We start from the raw sequence: 13,111 nt of genomic DNA, 5'->3' as shown, positions 1-13,111 counted from the left end.
CAACAAACAAGTTGCCTTGTTCTGGTGGGCGATACTGGGATCGAACCAGTGACCTCTTCCGTGTCAGGGAAGCGCGCTACCGCTGCGCCAATCGCCCGTTTCCGGGTCCTACCGAGTAGGAGAGCGGACGACGAGATTCGAACTCGCGACATCCACCTTGGCAAGGTGGTGCTCTACCAGCTGAGCTACGTCCGCACATGTTGCCTGCCGGGCTGCTGCCTGGCCGTCAACAACAAACAAGTTGCCTTGTTCTGGTGGGCGATACTGGGATCGAACCAGTGACCTCTTCCGTGTCAGGGAAGCGCGCTACCGCTGCGCCAATCGCCCATGCATCCAGCCAGCTGCTGGAAGACATGGTTTTCACCGAGGTGGGTACGGGATTCGAACCCGTGTATACGGCTTTGCAGGCCGCTGCCTCGCCTCTCGGCCAACCCACCGTGTAAGCAGGATTCCGAGGAATTCTTGCCTTGACAGTGCCTTGCGAGCGGACGACGAGATTCGAACTCGCGACATCCACCTTGGCAAGGTGGTGCTCTACCAGCTGAGCTACGTCCGCAGTGTGGTTTTGACGGCCAGCCCTGCAGGCTTTCCGTCGCTTTCCGACGAGTAAAAACTCTATAGGAGGTTGTTGCAAACTCCAAATCGACGGCGGGGATTTGGTTTCGGAGGCCGCTGGATCCTTGTCTTTACGCGGTCTGCGGCGAGTTTCACGGTTGTAATTCCACCGCTGTAGTTTGGTGCGGTCATGGCGGTGCTGACCGGTTTTGCAATCAGGCCGGGGTCGGTTAGTGTTTTCTATGCACCCGGGCGATTGGCGCAGTGGTAGCGCGCTTCGTTCACACCGAAGAGGTCACTGGTTCGAACCCAGTATCGCCCACCAAGAGAAACCCCCGGAATTCCGGGGGTTTCTGGGTTTCTGAGGCATTTTCCTCCACTCCGTGGTACCTGCGTGGGACTCGCGAACGAGGTCCTTGAATCTTGCTCGGCAGGATGATGCCTACCTATTGGTCCCAAGTACCACGGGGACACCACTCCGGTACTACGGTGGGTACCACGACGAATACGTTTGTGTCAGGAGATGACACTCTCGACCTGCACGTGCCGAGGATGTTCTCCGCGCTTATTCCCTTCCCGATGTTGCTGAACGCATGGGCGTCAGCCTGAAGACCATCCGCCGGATGGTGGATTCCGGTGAGCTAGAGACCTTCCACCCCTAACGTAAGGGCCGGACCGTTCGCGTAAGCGAGCAGACGCTCCGCGAGCTCTTTGCCGCTGGTGATACGTAGTCTGATGGCCGATGGCGTGTGGAAGAACTTATTGGGTCTGAAAAGTTAGTGGGCTGCCATTTGTGGCCGTCGATGAAACCCCCACACGGGTTGGTTTCGGAAACGCCGATTGCTGGGACTCCGTGAGGAAAGCCATACCTCTGCATTGTTATGTTGACCGCTTTGATGGGCTAGAGGCGCATAGCTCATGGCTCCTCTGTGTGGTCTGCCGAAGAAACATGGAGCCTCTCGATCGCGAGCGTCAGCGTCATTGGCGGTGCACCTTCACCAAGGGGCAGGCTGTGCTGTCTTTCGACGTCGGTAGGACCCGTCTCAGCTCAGAAGATGGTGGCCGTGTAGTGGGGGATCTCGGCACTTCCAAAGCGTACCCAGCCCGAGTGCCGGCCAAGCGCCGGTCCAGTCTTTCGGGGGACCACCCCCAGTGTTCCATCGACCCAATGGCCGTCTGCGAGCCGTTCCTGACAAAAGTCCATGCGCACCTACTCCAGCAGTGGTGGCACCGATAACGGATAGGACATCCCCTGGCCGGCCAACGGTTCCGTCCAAGTGCGACTGGACAAATTAGACGACGAAACGTGCCTCGGTGCTGTCCAGCCGTGCGGCAAACTGGCGCTTCGCTTCTGTGCGAACCGAGCTAATCCCACGCTCACTGACTCGCATGCGAAGCCGTCCGTAAGCTGGTCTGCTGTGGTGTCCGGATATCTGCGCCAGATGTCGAGTCTGGGATCGCTGGTTATATAGCCACTGATAAGCGCTGGAAGGCTACGCAAGGTTTGGCTGAGGTAAAGCTTCCTCAGCGCGCAACTCCATCAGCGTGCGCCCAGATGTTCAGCCAACAGCGAGTCTGGATGCGCTGCTGCATCCCAGGTGAGCGTGAATGACCAGAAGTAGAAGTTGCTCAGGAATTCGTGAATCCCACCGTTGGAGTAGAAGCCGTTGATTCTTTGCTGTGTCATGGGAGCCTCATTTCGTAGGAGAAGCATGTGGCTGTAGCTGGGGTTCTCCTAACAGGCTCCGCCGGCGCTCTCTGCCGGTCATTCTCCATTTCTCGTGCCCCGGATTGAAGATAGACTCCCTCTGGAAATGCTGCGGGCACAGCCTCGACATAAGAGGGGGAAGCACGACATGAGCCAGGAACTTCAGCCGCAGGCAGACCGCACTGTGGCATCAGCGCAGCCCCTCGCCCACAGCGCCCATAATGCGACGAGGTCGCGCCGTTGTGGAGAGCGCACGCCTGCCAGCATCAACACCCAACCAGCTAGTCGCTTCTCGGCTTATGAGATCTGTCATTGTCCGTCGCGGCCTGACAATCGCCTTTTGATGGACTACTTACTGCCTTCCGGGTCCTGAACGCAGGGGCTGCTGCCATCTACGGATGTGTTGAGGTCACCGGTGTAGAGCTGGATGACCAAACCGTCCGGGCCGAAGCCGTTGGTCATGATGAGCTTGTTTGTGGTCGTTGATTGATCGAAGGTCTTCACGCTGTACCCATGAGAAACATAAAACTGCTGAACTCTTTGCATGAGTGTCTCGCGCTCGGTGGTGCTTAGGGGTCCCAGGGTCCGCGCACCAGCGAACGATTTGCCGTTTCCGGTTTCCTGGAAGTTGCAGTAGCCACCGGCCGGTACGTCCTCGTTCGCCCAGTCGCCTGGTGACAAGGCCTGAATCTCATCGAGGAGTCCGAAGAACTCCGTTCTGGCTGCTTCCGGGCTCGTGGTAACGCTCTTCCCGTCATCGGGAACCATGTTGCTCGCTGCGGTTTGAGAGGGTGATGGGGCTGTAACAGCACTCCTACCCGAAGACCCAGCGGCGCATCCGGACACAAGCAGCAGCAAGACGGTACCCGTAGAAAGTACGCGCCAGTACCGGCGGCGGTGCAGGGTCGTCATCGTTTCCTACCGGAATTTGCCTTCCGGGTCGGGAACGCAACGGGTATTTCCGCCGAGGGAGATGCCATATTTGCCGGTGACGAATCCCATGACGAACTTGTCGGGGCCGAACACGTCCGTGCTTCTGATGAAGTTTGGGCCACCATCGGTCTCTTGCTTGACGGTGAACCCGGTGGCTTCGAAAAGTGTCTTGACCTTGTCGTGAAGAATGTCCATTTCTTCCCGGCTCACCGGGTCCCGATGGAGATCAATTGAGAATTGCGTGCCGTCAGACCTGTCCGGGAGCCGGCAAACATCGCCTTTGATGTCAGGGGGGATTACAACACCCCAGTCTCCTGGGGCTAGAGCTTGGATTTGGGTGAAGAGGTCGAGGTATTCTTTGCGGGCTTGTTCTGGGTCCATGGTTTGCTCCGCGGTGCTGGTAGATGGGTTGGTGCTTGGCGTTGTCCCGCACCCTGCAAGGGTGAGAAGAAGGATCGCAGCGGCGGGAAGGACGCGCCGGCATGGGGCAGGGGTTTTGGTTGTCATCGTTTCGCATTCGTGAGTTGGTCGACCACGCCCAGGGCGATCCTGGCCTGGTTTTTACTTGACTCGGTTCTCCTGTCGAAGTACCCGTGGATGCCGTCCGTGCCACCGGTTTGTCCGTCGTGGGTTTTCGTGGGGTGCTCGATGGCACCATCAGATCCTGTGGTGCCGTCCGTGCCAAAGGTGACAGCGCCGAATCCGGAGTCGTCGGTACTCTTACGCTGCCAGCCGAGCCCATGCCCGACCTCAGCTACGTGGTCCCAGTCGCACACCCAGACCCTGGGCCGGCTCAACACCAATCCAGGCAACAACGGCAAGACGGTCCCGGTCGATCCCGGCCGGGTCCGCAAGCAAGCGTTGATCGAGTCGTTGATCATTGGCCTGGCTGGTTTTTGATGCCATGTCCTTGTCGATGGTGGTGTCCAGTCCCGGGAGCTGGTACGTGACGTGCTTGGCGGTGTCAAGGTCTCCCACGGAAATAGATGCACCGAACCCAGTCTCCGATCCTTGCCCCAGACCAAAAGGAACGAAGCTGATCAGTTGCCGGATGCCGGACGGATCCAGAGAATTAATTTTCGGCCTGGCCTCGCTGTCGTAGAGCGATTCCCAGACTTTGTTGACCATGCCTTCCTGGGAGCCCTCATCAGCTTCTCCGCCGTGCTCGTCGTGGTACTTCTTCAAGTAGTCGTGCATCTGCAGCAACTTCTTGCGGTTGGCTAGGTCCCTGGCGGTCGCGGTGACACCGTTCAGGTTCCCTATAAGTTCCGGCAGTGCATCGATCAGGAGCTGCTGTTCTTCACCGACGGTAACTTTCCCGGTGGCAGGCTCGACGGAGTGGCCGAGGCCAGACCACCACGTGGCTGTGGCTACGGGGTCCAGTCCTGGTTGGGTCAGTAGTTCCCGCAGCCGGGCGGTGCCGCCATTACCGAGCCAAACCTTCAATTGCGCTGCACTCATGGTTCCGAGGTCGTTCAGGCCGACTTGGTTTGGTGCTGCGTACTGGATGAAGAGGCCGTTGAGCATGCTGTCTGCGATAGCGCCGCTGCCGGCTGTTTTGAATGCGGTGGCGACCTGCTCTATCCAATCGGCGTCTGCTGCGTTGGCGGCGAGCAGCCGCTCAAAACCAGCAACAAGAGATTCAGTCTCGATGGTCACCCAGGAACACGATGCTGTGAAGCTGCTCCAGGCGTTCCGGACTGCGACAAAGTGTGAGCTCAGGGTGTTCGTGGCCGTCCGGGACACTGACGCGAAGCCGCGCAGTTTGCCCGGGTCAGCCGAGGTGGTTCCGGTTCCTGGTCCGCCGGCGAACCGGGGCCGGTCCCGCGGCGAAAACACCGCTGAAAGAGCCGGTGCAGGGACCGGCGTGCTCTCGGGCATCGGGTCCAGGATCATGGTGGCAACTGTCACTGATGCTTCGGCGATGTTCCCGGAGAGCAGGTGCTGTTTGCGGATGTTGTCGCGTTGCTGCCAGGCTTCGATGTTCTTTTGCCGGGCTTTCTCTTACTGCGCCCTGTGCTTGGCCTCGCCGACGTCCTCGGCCAGAACCGCGAGGACACCTGCCAGCTTGCCGCGATCATCGGACCTGATGCCGCAGGCGTCCTTGAACAGGCGCCCGTAGCCGCCGTTGAAGTCCTGCACTGCCTGCTCCACGGCCCCGTACAGGAAGCCTCCCTCGGCACGCAGGAGTTCGTCGGCGGAGTTCGCGGCACGGATCAGCGCGTCGGCTGCGCCGTCATCAAAAGCAATTCCCATGCCTGCCCCCAAACCAGAACAATAAATCCAACGACTAGCATAACTGCTGATTGCTTCTCTTGAGGGTCTACGCAGCCGGACGGATTTAAGGATGGACGGGTGTCCGACGAAAAGAAGAAGCGCCGGTTCCTGACAACTGAACAGGTGCCCGAGGAGCTGAATGTGTCAGTGAAGCAGATCAGGGCGCTGCTCAAAGCCGGCGATCTGCGGGGTATTCAGGTCGGAGGCCGGAGCGTCTGGCGCATTGCTGCCACCGACGTCGAGAGCTACATCGCTGAGGCGTACAAAGTCACAGCAGAGCGCATCGCCGCCGGCGAACTACCGGAGTGATGGCCAGGCGAAAAGGCTTGAAGCGATGCTGCGCCTAGCGGCGGCTTCCCCACGTCTTGTGCCAGTACTCGGCGCTCTGGCTGCCGGTACGCAGGATGGCGTCGGGTTCTGGCGTAGCTGGCCACATCTCCAGGAGGTAATGATCGACGACTTCTTCGGAGAACTCTCCATCTTCTCCTGCATCACGGCCCTTCGCGCTGACCCGCAAACGGTAGTCGCCGGGCGGTACGTTAGCTAGTTCTCCGGTCGTCTCATCGGCCCACGAGGCCCAACGCAGATCGTGTCCTGGGGGGAGTGTGAAGGATAGCTCGACGATGTCCTCCCACGAGGAATCGCTGTTCATCCCAGCTGGCTCATCCAGGAGAATGATGCGCACGTCTGACCGGCCGGATCGCCGGCCGAAGTGTACGTAGATCCCGTAGGGATTGGACGCCCCGACCAGGCCGTTGGCCTGGCCCTCGAAGAAACGTTCAAAGATCCCGTCAAAGCCATAGCCGGCCCACAGAAGGTCGAACTGGCCGTAGTCGGTCCGGATGACTTGATCGAGCAGGACTCTCTCCACAGGATCAGCCTACGGGTGGAGCAGCGAAGGCTATTCAGCTACGTCGGTGAAGTACTGCGCGACGTCGTAGTTGCCGATCAGGCGTGCCAGCCCTACGGGAGTCTGGCCACTACCGTTGACGCAGTGTGGATCAGCGCCGTGCGATCGGAGGAGTTTGATCAGTTCGCCACGGCCGTTTGAATTGAAGACCGCAGTAAAGAGCGCAGTGTTACCCTAGCCGTTTTGAAGATCAACGGTGGCGCCGGCATCAAGCCACTACCGAAATCGCGGAACTCTTCGGCGTGGCCCGTTCCACCGTCTACCGGGCGATTCAGCGCGCCGCATCATCCTCGCGACTTCGTCGTCCGCGGGGATCTCTTCGTGCGCGGCGCGTGTCGTGTGAGGGCGCTGCGCTTCTAGGATGGTGACACGACGTACAGGGATACGCATTGAGCTCGATATGGGGACCGTGGTGATTCACCCCGCGGTTGATGAGGTCTATGTCGAGATTGCTATGCTCATGGGCTTCGAAGACCGGTCCTGGATGGTCTGGCGCCCTGGCGAGGACAGCTTCGAGGACCTGCACTAGCTGGAAAATAACTTGCTCATCCGTGAAAGCGTGACTGGCATTTGCAGAGAGCTAGTTGGGGCTGGTCTGTTTCTTATCGTTCTGGCCTCTGGCCGTGGCGAGAAAAACAGCCACGCCGAGGATGAACGAAGTAGAGATCGCGGCGGCCGCTGGGATATTCCCGTTAACCCACAGCGCCGCAAAAAGCGAGAACGCCGCAACAGCCAGTCCTGAGAGTATCGAAAAGGTCATCGTCTTGCCGTTTGTCCCCATGCGCCCAGTGTAGGGCACCCCTGAGAGCTGGCAGGCATCTGTTTTGCCTTTACCTGATGACGTGGTTTCGAGCAGCCGACCATCCAAGCGCGGCTGAACTTAGGACCGTCGTGCAGGAGGGTCCGGAGCGCGTTGCGACTTCGCGGACGCAGGACGATTGACCCAAAGCGACTGACTATCTGCCGGTCAGAGACGTTGCCCGTTCTAACGTGAGCTGGCGCTGACTCGCTTCGAAGAAGACCGCGACAGACCCCTGACTCCGAAATAATTAGATAGGGCTGCCCAACCGATAGCTACGGCGGCTGTCGCATAAGTCCACCAGCCGTCCGGGGTGGCTATGAGGAACACGCCGATTACGGCAGAGGCAAGACTCAATACGAGCATGGCCCGACCGTAGGCGCGAGGTACCGGTTTGGCTGTGGCGTCCAAATTCTCACTCATAGCTACGAGTCTTGTGATGGTGCTTGAAGGCATGGTGCGGTTCACTGCCATTGGCTGCAGCGATGCTCCTGGTCCTGTGAGCCCACACGTGTACTGGAGCAGCGGCGCCGGATATGAGCAACTGACCTCGGTGTCTGAGGATGGAAAATTGTCGATCCGCGTCGGCCCGGAGTTTCAGGCCGTGCTGGAAGCAGTTATGTCCAGCGACTGAGCTTTTTACCGTCCCGTTCACCTGAGGTGTCGGTTGCACATAGGGCGCATGGCGGGGCTTTAATTGCACGGCATTCGACAACCCCGATGGGTATTTCGCGTCACGAAACGCTTCATCGGAGCACTTTCTCAACATGCGTGCAGATGATGAAGCTGATGTGCCTTGGAGCGCTCTTGACCCTGGGCTGCCCTCTGCGGAGCTGGAGGTGACGGCTCCAATCCTTGCGGCGAAGCTTGCCAGGCTGGCACCGGAGCAACTGGCAATGATCTTCCCTCCGGAGAATTCTGTCGGCCCTGTATGACACAGTCTTTATATGACTGCTCCACTGCTTGCCCACGCTACTGACTACGGCCGGATGTATGCCCGCTCCACTACGGAGCAATTTTCGGTTCCCTCCATCACCACGGTGATCGGACAACAGGCCCACTCGCTGGACGGTTGGTTCAGCTACATGGGTGCGAGCAGTCTCGCTGCGGATCCGGAGCTTCCGGCGATTCTTGGAAGCCCGGCTAAAACCCGCCAAGCGATTAACAAGGCGGCCAAAGCTGCTGAGGTATATAGGGATGCGGCAGCCGCTCGAGGCGACCGGGTCCACACCTACTGCGAGCAGGTGGCCCTGCGTGCTCTGGGCCGCCCCCACCGGATGCAGGAATGCCGCGATGACCTCGCAGCCCATGGTGAGCAGGCCTTCGCTGCCCGTTTCGACGAATGGTGGGAGCTGTACCGGGTGGAGCCTTTAGCCCCGGAGATCACCGTGTGGAACAAGACGGTGGGCTATGCCGGGACACTTGACCTTGTAGCCCGGATCAACGGGCGTATCTGCCTGATCGACTACAAGACCAAGGGCTCTACCAGGGACGGAACGGTCAAGGCCTTGGATGACAAAGTGGTCATGCAGCTCGCCGCCGGAATGAAGGCGGAGGAAAGCCTGGTCGATCCCGTTGCCGGTGAATGGGAGCCGTGGAAATACGGAGATAACCCCATGCTGCTCGCTGTAGCCATCGGAGAGACCGAAGTCAGGCCGATGCGGGCCAACCCGGAAATCCTCAAGCACCACTGGTGGAAGTTCTGCGCGCTTCGCCGCGTCTGGGAAATGTCGGCAGATGTCTCTGCGGCGGGACAAGCACTGTTGCCTGTTGCTCCGCCGGTGTTCGCAGCGGTCGGTGCCGGAGCCGCCAACAGCAGCAGCGGCGAATGACCTCAACTAAACTGGCTTAGGCTCCGCAACACCCGGAGCCGGGTTTGACGATAGTGAGGACTGACAGCACATGGCAATTTTGAGTATCCGAATCATCGGGGATCCGGTGTTGCGCACCGTAGCGGACCCCGTCACCGATTTCGGTCCGGAGCTCGCCAAGCTGGTAGCTGACATGACGGAAACCATGGAGGACGTGGAAGGCGCAGGCCTCGCTGCACCTCAGATCGGCGTCAGCCAGCGTGTTTTTACGTACCGCATTGGGGGAGTGGAAGGCCACATCATCAACCCTGTCCTGGAAAACAGCGATGACTTCCAGCCGGACGAAGTAGAGGGTTGCCTCTCGATCCCCGGCTTGGGCTTCCCGGTCCGCCGTTTCCGGACAACCAGGGCTACTGGTGTTGATATCAACGGCAACCCGGTTTCGGTGGAAGCCGAGGGCATGCTTGCCCGGTGCTTCCAGCACGAGACGGACCACCTTGACGGCATTTTGTACACGGACAGGTTGGAAGGGGAGGGCCGGAAGGCAGCTCTCCGCGCCATCCGGAACGCTAACTACCACGCCATCACGGAGAAGACTACGTCCCAGCGTGCCACCAGCGTGGGATCAAGCTTTGGTGGCGGCAGTTTCGGGGCTCCCGAGTGAGGGTCCTTTTTGCTGGCACCCCAGCCGTGGCGGTCCCGTCTTTGGACGCACTGGTTAAGGCAGGATTCGACGTCGTTGCTGTCCTGACGCGCCCGGACGCGCCGGTCGGCCGGAAGAGGGTCCGGACACCTTCACCCGTCGCAGCGCGGGCGATGGAACTGGGTATCGCCGTCATTCGTGCGGTCAGGGTCGATGCGGACACCACCGCCCGGATCTCGGAGTTCGCCCCGGATGTCGCCGCCATTGTTGCCTACGGGGGGATTGTTCCGAAGGCAGCTTTGGGAGTTCCGACGCATGGGTGGGTCAATCTGCATTTCTCCCTCCTTCCTGCTTGGCGGGGCGCTGCCCCGGTCCAGCGTTCAATCATCGCGGGAGACGAGATCACCGGTGCCGTGACGTTCCAGCTCGAGGAAGGCCTGGACACCGGGCCAGTCTTCGGTACCCTCACTGAAGCTGTTCGGCCAGACGACACCGCCGGAGACCTCCTTGAACGCCTCTCCATCAGCGGGGCCGTGCTTCTTAGCCAGACGCTTTCTGCGATCGACGCCGGTCAGGCTGCCCCGCAACCGCAAACCGGGGAAGTCTCCCTCGCTCCTAAATTGGGGCTGGATGATGGCCGCCTTGACTGGCAGTTGCCTGCCCTGGCTCTCAGTCGCCGGGCTCGTGGCGTCACTCCCGAGCCGGGGGCATGGACAACGCTGGAAGGCCAGCGGATCAAACTTGAACCAGTGACCCTCCGTCCTGAGGTTAAGGACTTGGCTCCCGGCACCATCAGGGTGGATGGCAAATCTGTTCTGGTAGGCACCGGATCCCACGCCGTTGAGCTCGGCAGGATCCAGCCGGCCGGTAAGAAAATGATGTCGTCGGCTGACTGGGCCCGCGGCTTGGCAACACCCGAGAGAGTGGTATTCGAATGAGTGAGTCCGGCCGGCGAGGCCCCAACAACAGCGGGAACCGGGACGGCGCCGGACAAGGCAACCGGGGTGCGCGTGGCGAAAGCCGGCGTGACGCCCAGGGTCGGGAGCGAAACCGTGGCCCTCAGCGGGGCTTCACGAACAATGCCCCCTCGCAGCGTACGCGCCGCGCTGACCCGGCCCGCCTGGTGGCCTTCGAAGTGCTCCGTGCTGTTGCTTCCGAGGATGCCTACGCTAACTTGGTGCTTCCAGCCCGCATCCGGGAACACCGCTTGGATCGCCGGGATGCCGGCTTTGCCACGGAGTTGAGCTATGGCGCTTTGCGGGGCCAAGGCACCTATGACGCCATTCTGGCCCGCTGCGTGGACCGCCCCCTTGAGCAGCTGGATCCTGCCATCCTGGATGCCCTGCGGATTGGCGCCCATCAGTTGCTCTCGATGCGTGTTCCTGCGCATGCAGCCTTGGACCAGACCGTTGGCTTGGCGCGTGCCGTCATAGGCGCAGGTCCGTCTGCCCTGATCAACGCCGTCCTGCGCAAGGTCACTGCCCACAGCATGGGCGAGTGGCTGGACATCCTGTTGGCCAACGAAACCGATGAAACCCGGATCGCCTCGCTCCGGCATGCCCATCCTGAATGGATCGTCCGCGCACTGCGCCAGTCGCTGGTCAACCACGGCCGTCCGAAGTCGGAGATTGATGACCTGCTGGAGGCGGACAATGCCGCGCCGGTGGTCAATCTTGTGGCGCTGCCGGGTTTGGGAAGCCTGGACGAGGCTTTCGACAATGGGGCCACGGCTGGCGAACTGGTGGAAGATTCGGCGTTGTCCGCCGGCGGAGACCTCGGCCGCCTGGAGACGGTCCGTCGCGGAACCACCCGTGTCCAGGATGTCGGATCCCAGCTGGTTGCCCGGGCTCTGGCTGGCGTGGACCTTGGCGGAGGCACTTCCGAAAGTGAACGCTGGCTGGACTTGTGCGCAGGTCCGGGAGGCAAGGCCGCTCTTCTGGCTGCCCTGGCGCACCGGGACGGCGCTACTTTGTTGGCCAATGAGCCCGCGCCACACAGGGCGAAGCTCGTTCAGCAGGCCCTTTCAGCTGTTCCGGAGGACACTTGGTCGGTACGGACCGGTGATGGACGCGACGTTGGGTCGGAGCAGGCGGAATCTTTCGACCGCGTACTGGTTGATGTTCCCTGCAGCGGGCTGGGAGCGTTGCGCAGGCGGCCCGAATCGCGCTGGCGGCGCTCACCCAAGGACATTGGCGACCTCGGCCCGTTGCAACGTGATCTCCTGAAGTCTGCAATTGACGCAGTGAAGCCCGGCGGGGTGGTTGCCTATGTGACATGCTCGCCGCACCCGGCCGAAACCACTGCGGTTGTCAGCGACGTCATGTCCAAGCGTGAGGACCTGGAACTGCTCGACGCCGGGCAGGCGCTTGACGATGCCAGCCTCACCGGACACTTGGGTGCCGGTCACGAACAAACGGCCCAGTTGTGGCCGCACGTCCACCAAACGGATGCCATGTTTATGGCCATCATCCGTAAAAAGCCGTAACTGCCGGAACCCGGCTTTCGTTCCCACCGACCCAGAGGGGCTGCTTTGTCTCAGTGCTGTATCAACCCGAGCATCTTGTCTGCCGATTTCGTCAACCTTGAGGCGGAACTGCAGCGGATCAGCAATGCCGATGCCGTCCACGTCGACGTCATGGACAACCACTTTGTCCCCAACCTGACGCTGGGCCTGCCGGTGGTGCAGCGGATCCAAGCAGTCAGCCCGGTACCGTTGGACGCGCACCTGATGATTTCCGACGCCGACCGTTGGGCGCCTGCCTACGCGGATGCCGGCGTCGCTTCGGTGACGTTCCATGCGGAAGCCGCCATGGCCCCCGTCAAGCTGGCACGCGAACTGCGTGCTAGAGGGTCCAAAGCTGGAATGGCCCTTCGTCCCGCCACACCGGTTGAGCCCTACCTGGACATGCTCAGCGAGTTGGACATGCTGTTGATCATGACGGTGGAGCCCGGATTCGGTGGGCAGTCCTTCCTGGACATCACCCTGCCCAAGATCCGACGTGCGCGGGCCGCTGTGGAGGGCTCCGGCATCGGCGTGGCCATCCAAGTGGATGGGGGCATTACCGAGGAGACGATCATCAGGGCTGCGGAAGCAGGGGCCAACGTGTTCGTGGCAGGCTCGGCAGTCTATGGGCACCAGGACCCAGCGGCGGCGATCGAGCGGCTCCGTGCAGCGGGCCAGGCTGTGACGGCGACGTTCGCCTGACGATCGTCACCACATGTTACGAAGATGGCTGGGAATAGCCTGGCCATCTTGGTAGTTGTGGCAGAATAACAACACACATACGTGCTCCGGGGTCGGTGTAAGTCCGAACCGGCGGTTATAGTCCGCGACCCGCGAGCCATCGGATTCCAAGCTATTGGAGCTTCGATGGCAGACGGTTGAACCGGTGAAATTCCGGTACCGACAGTTAAAGTCTGGATGGGAGAAGCACGTACAGTCATGCCGTGGGCGTTCCTTTAGCGACGCCCGGCA

The 13,111-nt window shown here is 60.8% G+C and carries 15 protein-coding genes, 6 tRNA genes, 2 pseudogenes and 1 riboswitch; of the genes and pseudogenes, 9 read left to right on the top strand and 14 right to left on the bottom strand.

Annotation, left to right across the window (positions count from 1 at the left end; all coding sequences use genetic code 11):
• Positions 1-22: 22 nt before the first annotated feature.
• The 5 genes from ACIQLI_RS06845 to ACIQLI_RS06825 all read right to left on the bottom strand — a co-directional run bounded on the left by ACIQLI_RS06845 (position 23) and on the right by ACIQLI_RS06825 (position 556).
• Positions 23-97 (bottom strand) — tRNA-Val (locus ACIQLI_RS06845).
• Between the two features lie 25 nt (positions 98-122).
• Positions 123-195, bottom strand: a tRNA-Gly gene (locus tag ACIQLI_RS06840).
• Positions 196-252: 57 nt separating this feature from the next.
• Positions 253-327: transfer RNA gene (locus tag ACIQLI_RS06835), tRNA-Val, on the bottom strand.
• 39 nt (positions 328-366) lie between these two features.
• Positions 367-437 (bottom strand) — tRNA-Cys (locus ACIQLI_RS06830).
• Positions 438-483: 46 nt separating this feature from the next.
• Positions 484-556: transfer RNA gene (locus tag ACIQLI_RS06825), tRNA-Gly, on the bottom strand.
• 249 nt (positions 557-805) lie between these two features.
• On the opposite strand from ACIQLI_RS06825, the gene ACIQLI_RS06820 reads away from it, so the two are divergent.
• Both ACIQLI_RS06820 and ACIQLI_RS06815 read left to right on the top strand, forming a co-directional pair.
• Positions 806-880, top strand: a tRNA-Val gene (locus ACIQLI_RS06820).
• A 253-nt stretch (positions 881-1,133) separates the two neighbouring features.
• Positions 1,134-1,217 (top strand): annotated as a pseudogene (locus tag ACIQLI_RS06815) (hypothetical protein); the annotation flags it as partial.
• A gap of 878 nt (positions 1,218-2,095) precedes the next feature.
• Here the strand turns inward: ACIQLI_RS06815 and ACIQLI_RS06810 are convergent.
• From ACIQLI_RS06810 to ACIQLI_RS06785, 6 genes are all read right to left on the bottom strand, one after another.
• A complete protein-coding gene (locus tag ACIQLI_RS06810) occupies positions 2,096-2,242 on the bottom strand; it encodes a hypothetical protein (protein ID WP_400386457.1) in 147 nt (48 codons plus the stop codon).
• A 369-nt stretch (positions 2,243-2,611) separates the two neighbouring features.
• A complete protein-coding gene (locus ACIQLI_RS06805; RefSeq protein WP_400386454.1) occupies positions 2,612-3,031 on the bottom strand; it encodes a hypothetical protein in 420 nt (139 codons plus the stop codon).
• 150 nt (positions 3,032-3,181) lie between these two features.
• A complete protein-coding gene (locus ACIQLI_RS06800) occupies positions 3,182-3,577 on the bottom strand; it encodes a hypothetical protein (RefSeq protein WP_311214270.1) in 396 nt (131 codons plus the stop codon).
• A 122-nt stretch (positions 3,578-3,699) separates the two neighbouring features.
• Entirely contained in the window at positions 3,700-3,972 is a 273-nt protein-coding gene (locus ACIQLI_RS06795) for a hypothetical protein (protein WP_400386451.1), read from the bottom strand.
• Positions 3,947-5,107 (bottom strand): alpha/beta hydrolase, encoded by a 1,161-nt coding sequence (locus ACIQLI_RS06790; protein WP_400386448.1) that lies wholly within the window; start codon positions 5,105-5,107, stop codon positions 3,947-3,949. Before ACIQLI_RS06790 ends, ACIQLI_RS06795 begins: the two co-directional genes overlap by 26 nt.
• 93 nt (positions 5,108-5,200) lie before the next feature.
• Entirely contained in the window at positions 5,201-5,452 is a 252-nt protein-coding gene (locus ACIQLI_RS06785) for a hypothetical protein (RefSeq protein ID WP_400386446.1), read from the bottom strand.
• 99 nt (positions 5,453-5,551) lie between these two features.
• Between ACIQLI_RS06785 and ACIQLI_RS06780 the strand changes: the two genes are divergently transcribed.
• Positions 5,552-5,782 carry a helix-turn-helix domain-containing protein gene (locus ACIQLI_RS06780; RefSeq protein WP_400386443.1) on the top strand — a complete coding sequence of 77 codons (231 nt, stop codon included), beginning with the start codon at positions 5,552-5,554 and terminating at the stop codon, positions 5,780-5,782.
• A 34-nt stretch (positions 5,783-5,816) separates the two neighbouring features.
• On the opposite strand, the gene ACIQLI_RS06775 is transcribed toward ACIQLI_RS06780, so the two are convergent.
• Both ACIQLI_RS06775 and ACIQLI_RS06770 read right to left on the bottom strand, forming a co-directional pair.
• The gene (locus tag ACIQLI_RS06775) at positions 5,817-6,344 is read right to left on the bottom strand and encodes a hypothetical protein (RefSeq protein WP_400386440.1); all 528 of its coding nucleotides are present in this window, start codon (positions 6,342-6,344) and stop codon (positions 5,817-5,819) included.
• Between the two features lie 30 nt (positions 6,345-6,374).
• Positions 6,375-6,545 (bottom strand): annotated as a pseudogene (locus ACIQLI_RS06770) (ankyrin repeat domain-containing protein); the annotation flags it as partial.
• A gap of 202 nt (positions 6,546-6,747) precedes the next feature.
• Between ACIQLI_RS06770 and ACIQLI_RS06765 the strand changes: the two are divergent.
• A complete protein-coding gene (locus ACIQLI_RS06765) occupies positions 6,748-6,912 on the top strand; it encodes a hypothetical protein (protein ID WP_400386437.1) in 165 nt (54 codons plus the stop codon).
• A 51-nt stretch (positions 6,913-6,963) separates the two neighbouring features.
• On the opposite strand, the gene ACIQLI_RS06760 is transcribed toward ACIQLI_RS06765, so the two are convergent.
• A complete protein-coding gene (locus tag ACIQLI_RS06760) occupies positions 6,964-7,164 on the bottom strand; it encodes a hypothetical protein (protein ID WP_400386434.1) in 201 nt (66 codons plus the stop codon).
• A gap of 965 nt (positions 7,165-8,129) precedes the next feature.
• On the opposite strand from ACIQLI_RS06760, the gene ACIQLI_RS06755 reads away from it, so the two are divergent.
• From ACIQLI_RS06755 to rpe, 5 genes are all read left to right on the top strand, one after another.
• On the top strand, positions 8,130-9,014 hold the full coding sequence (locus tag ACIQLI_RS06755; protein ID WP_400386431.1) for a cytochrome: 885 nt from the start codon (positions 8,130-8,132) through the stop codon (positions 9,012-9,014).
• Positions 9,015-9,084: 70 nt separating this feature from the next.
• A complete protein-coding gene (gene def / locus ACIQLI_RS06750; RefSeq protein ID WP_400386428.1) occupies positions 9,085-9,657 on the top strand; it encodes a peptide deformylase in 573 nt (190 codons plus the stop codon).
• Positions 9,654-10,574: a methionyl-tRNA formyltransferase gene (gene fmt, locus ACIQLI_RS06745; RefSeq protein ID WP_400386425.1), complete on the top strand. Its 921-nt coding sequence runs from the start codon at positions 9,654-9,656 to the stop codon at positions 10,572-10,574. Before def ends, fmt begins: the two co-directional genes overlap by 4 nt.
• Positions 10,571-12,121: an RsmB/NOP family class I SAM-dependent RNA methyltransferase gene (locus ACIQLI_RS06740; protein ID WP_400386423.1), complete on the top strand. Its 1,551-nt coding sequence runs from the start codon at positions 10,571-10,573 to the stop codon at positions 12,119-12,121. The genes fmt and ACIQLI_RS06740 overlap by 4 nt, the downstream gene beginning before the upstream one ends.
• Positions 12,122-12,166: 45 nt before the next feature.
• On the top strand, positions 12,167-12,841 hold the full coding sequence (gene rpe, locus ACIQLI_RS06735; protein ID WP_400386419.1) for a ribulose-phosphate 3-epimerase: 675 nt from the start codon (positions 12,167-12,169) through the stop codon (positions 12,839-12,841).
• Positions 12,842-12,918: 77 nt separating this feature from the next.
• Positions 12,919-13,074: riboswitch (FMN riboswitch) on the top strand.
• The last annotated feature ends 37 nt before the right edge of the window (positions 13,075-13,111 follow it).

The sequence above is a fragment of the Paenarthrobacter sp. NPDC091669 genome (assembly GCF_044756725.1).
GTDB classification, from domain to species: domain Bacteria; phylum Actinomycetota; class Actinomycetes; order Actinomycetales; family Micrococcaceae; genus Arthrobacter; species Arthrobacter bambusae_C.
The sequence above is the reverse complement of the archived record's forward strand: the minus strand, read 5'-3'. Positions and strand labels throughout refer to the sequence as shown.

Excerpts from the sequence above, each read along its gene's own strand:
- ACIQLI_RS06760 (WP_400386434.1), bottom strand. The coding sequence starts at position 7,164 with ATGGGGACAAACGGCAAGACGATGACCTTTTCGATACTCTCAGGACTG.
- ACIQLI_RS06755 (WP_400386431.1), top strand. The coding sequence starts at position 8,130 with ATGACTGCTCCACTGCTTGCCCACGCTACTGACTACGGCCGGATGTAT.
- ACIQLI_RS06785 (WP_400386446.1), bottom strand. The coding sequence starts at position 5,452 with ATGGGAATTGCTTTTGATGACGGCGCAGCCGACGCGCTGATCCGTGCC.
- ACIQLI_RS06805 (WP_400386454.1), bottom strand. The coding sequence starts at position 3,031 with ATGGTTCCCGATGACGGGAAGAGCGTTACCACGAGCCCGGAAGCAGCC.
- ACIQLI_RS06810 (WP_400386457.1), bottom strand. The coding sequence starts at position 2,242 with ATGACACAGCAAAGAATCAACGGCTTCTACTCCAACGGTGGGATTCAC.
- ACIQLI_RS06740 (WP_400386423.1), top strand. The coding sequence starts at position 10,571 with ATGAGTGAGTCCGGCCGGCGAGGCCCCAACAACAGCGGGAACCGGGAC.
- def (WP_400386428.1), top strand. The coding sequence starts at position 9,085 with ATGGCAATTTTGAGTATCCGAATCATCGGGGATCCGGTGTTGCGCACC.
- ACIQLI_RS06800 (WP_311214270.1), bottom strand. The coding sequence starts at position 3,577 with ATGGACCCAGAACAAGCCCGCAAAGAATACCTCGACCTCTTCACCCAA.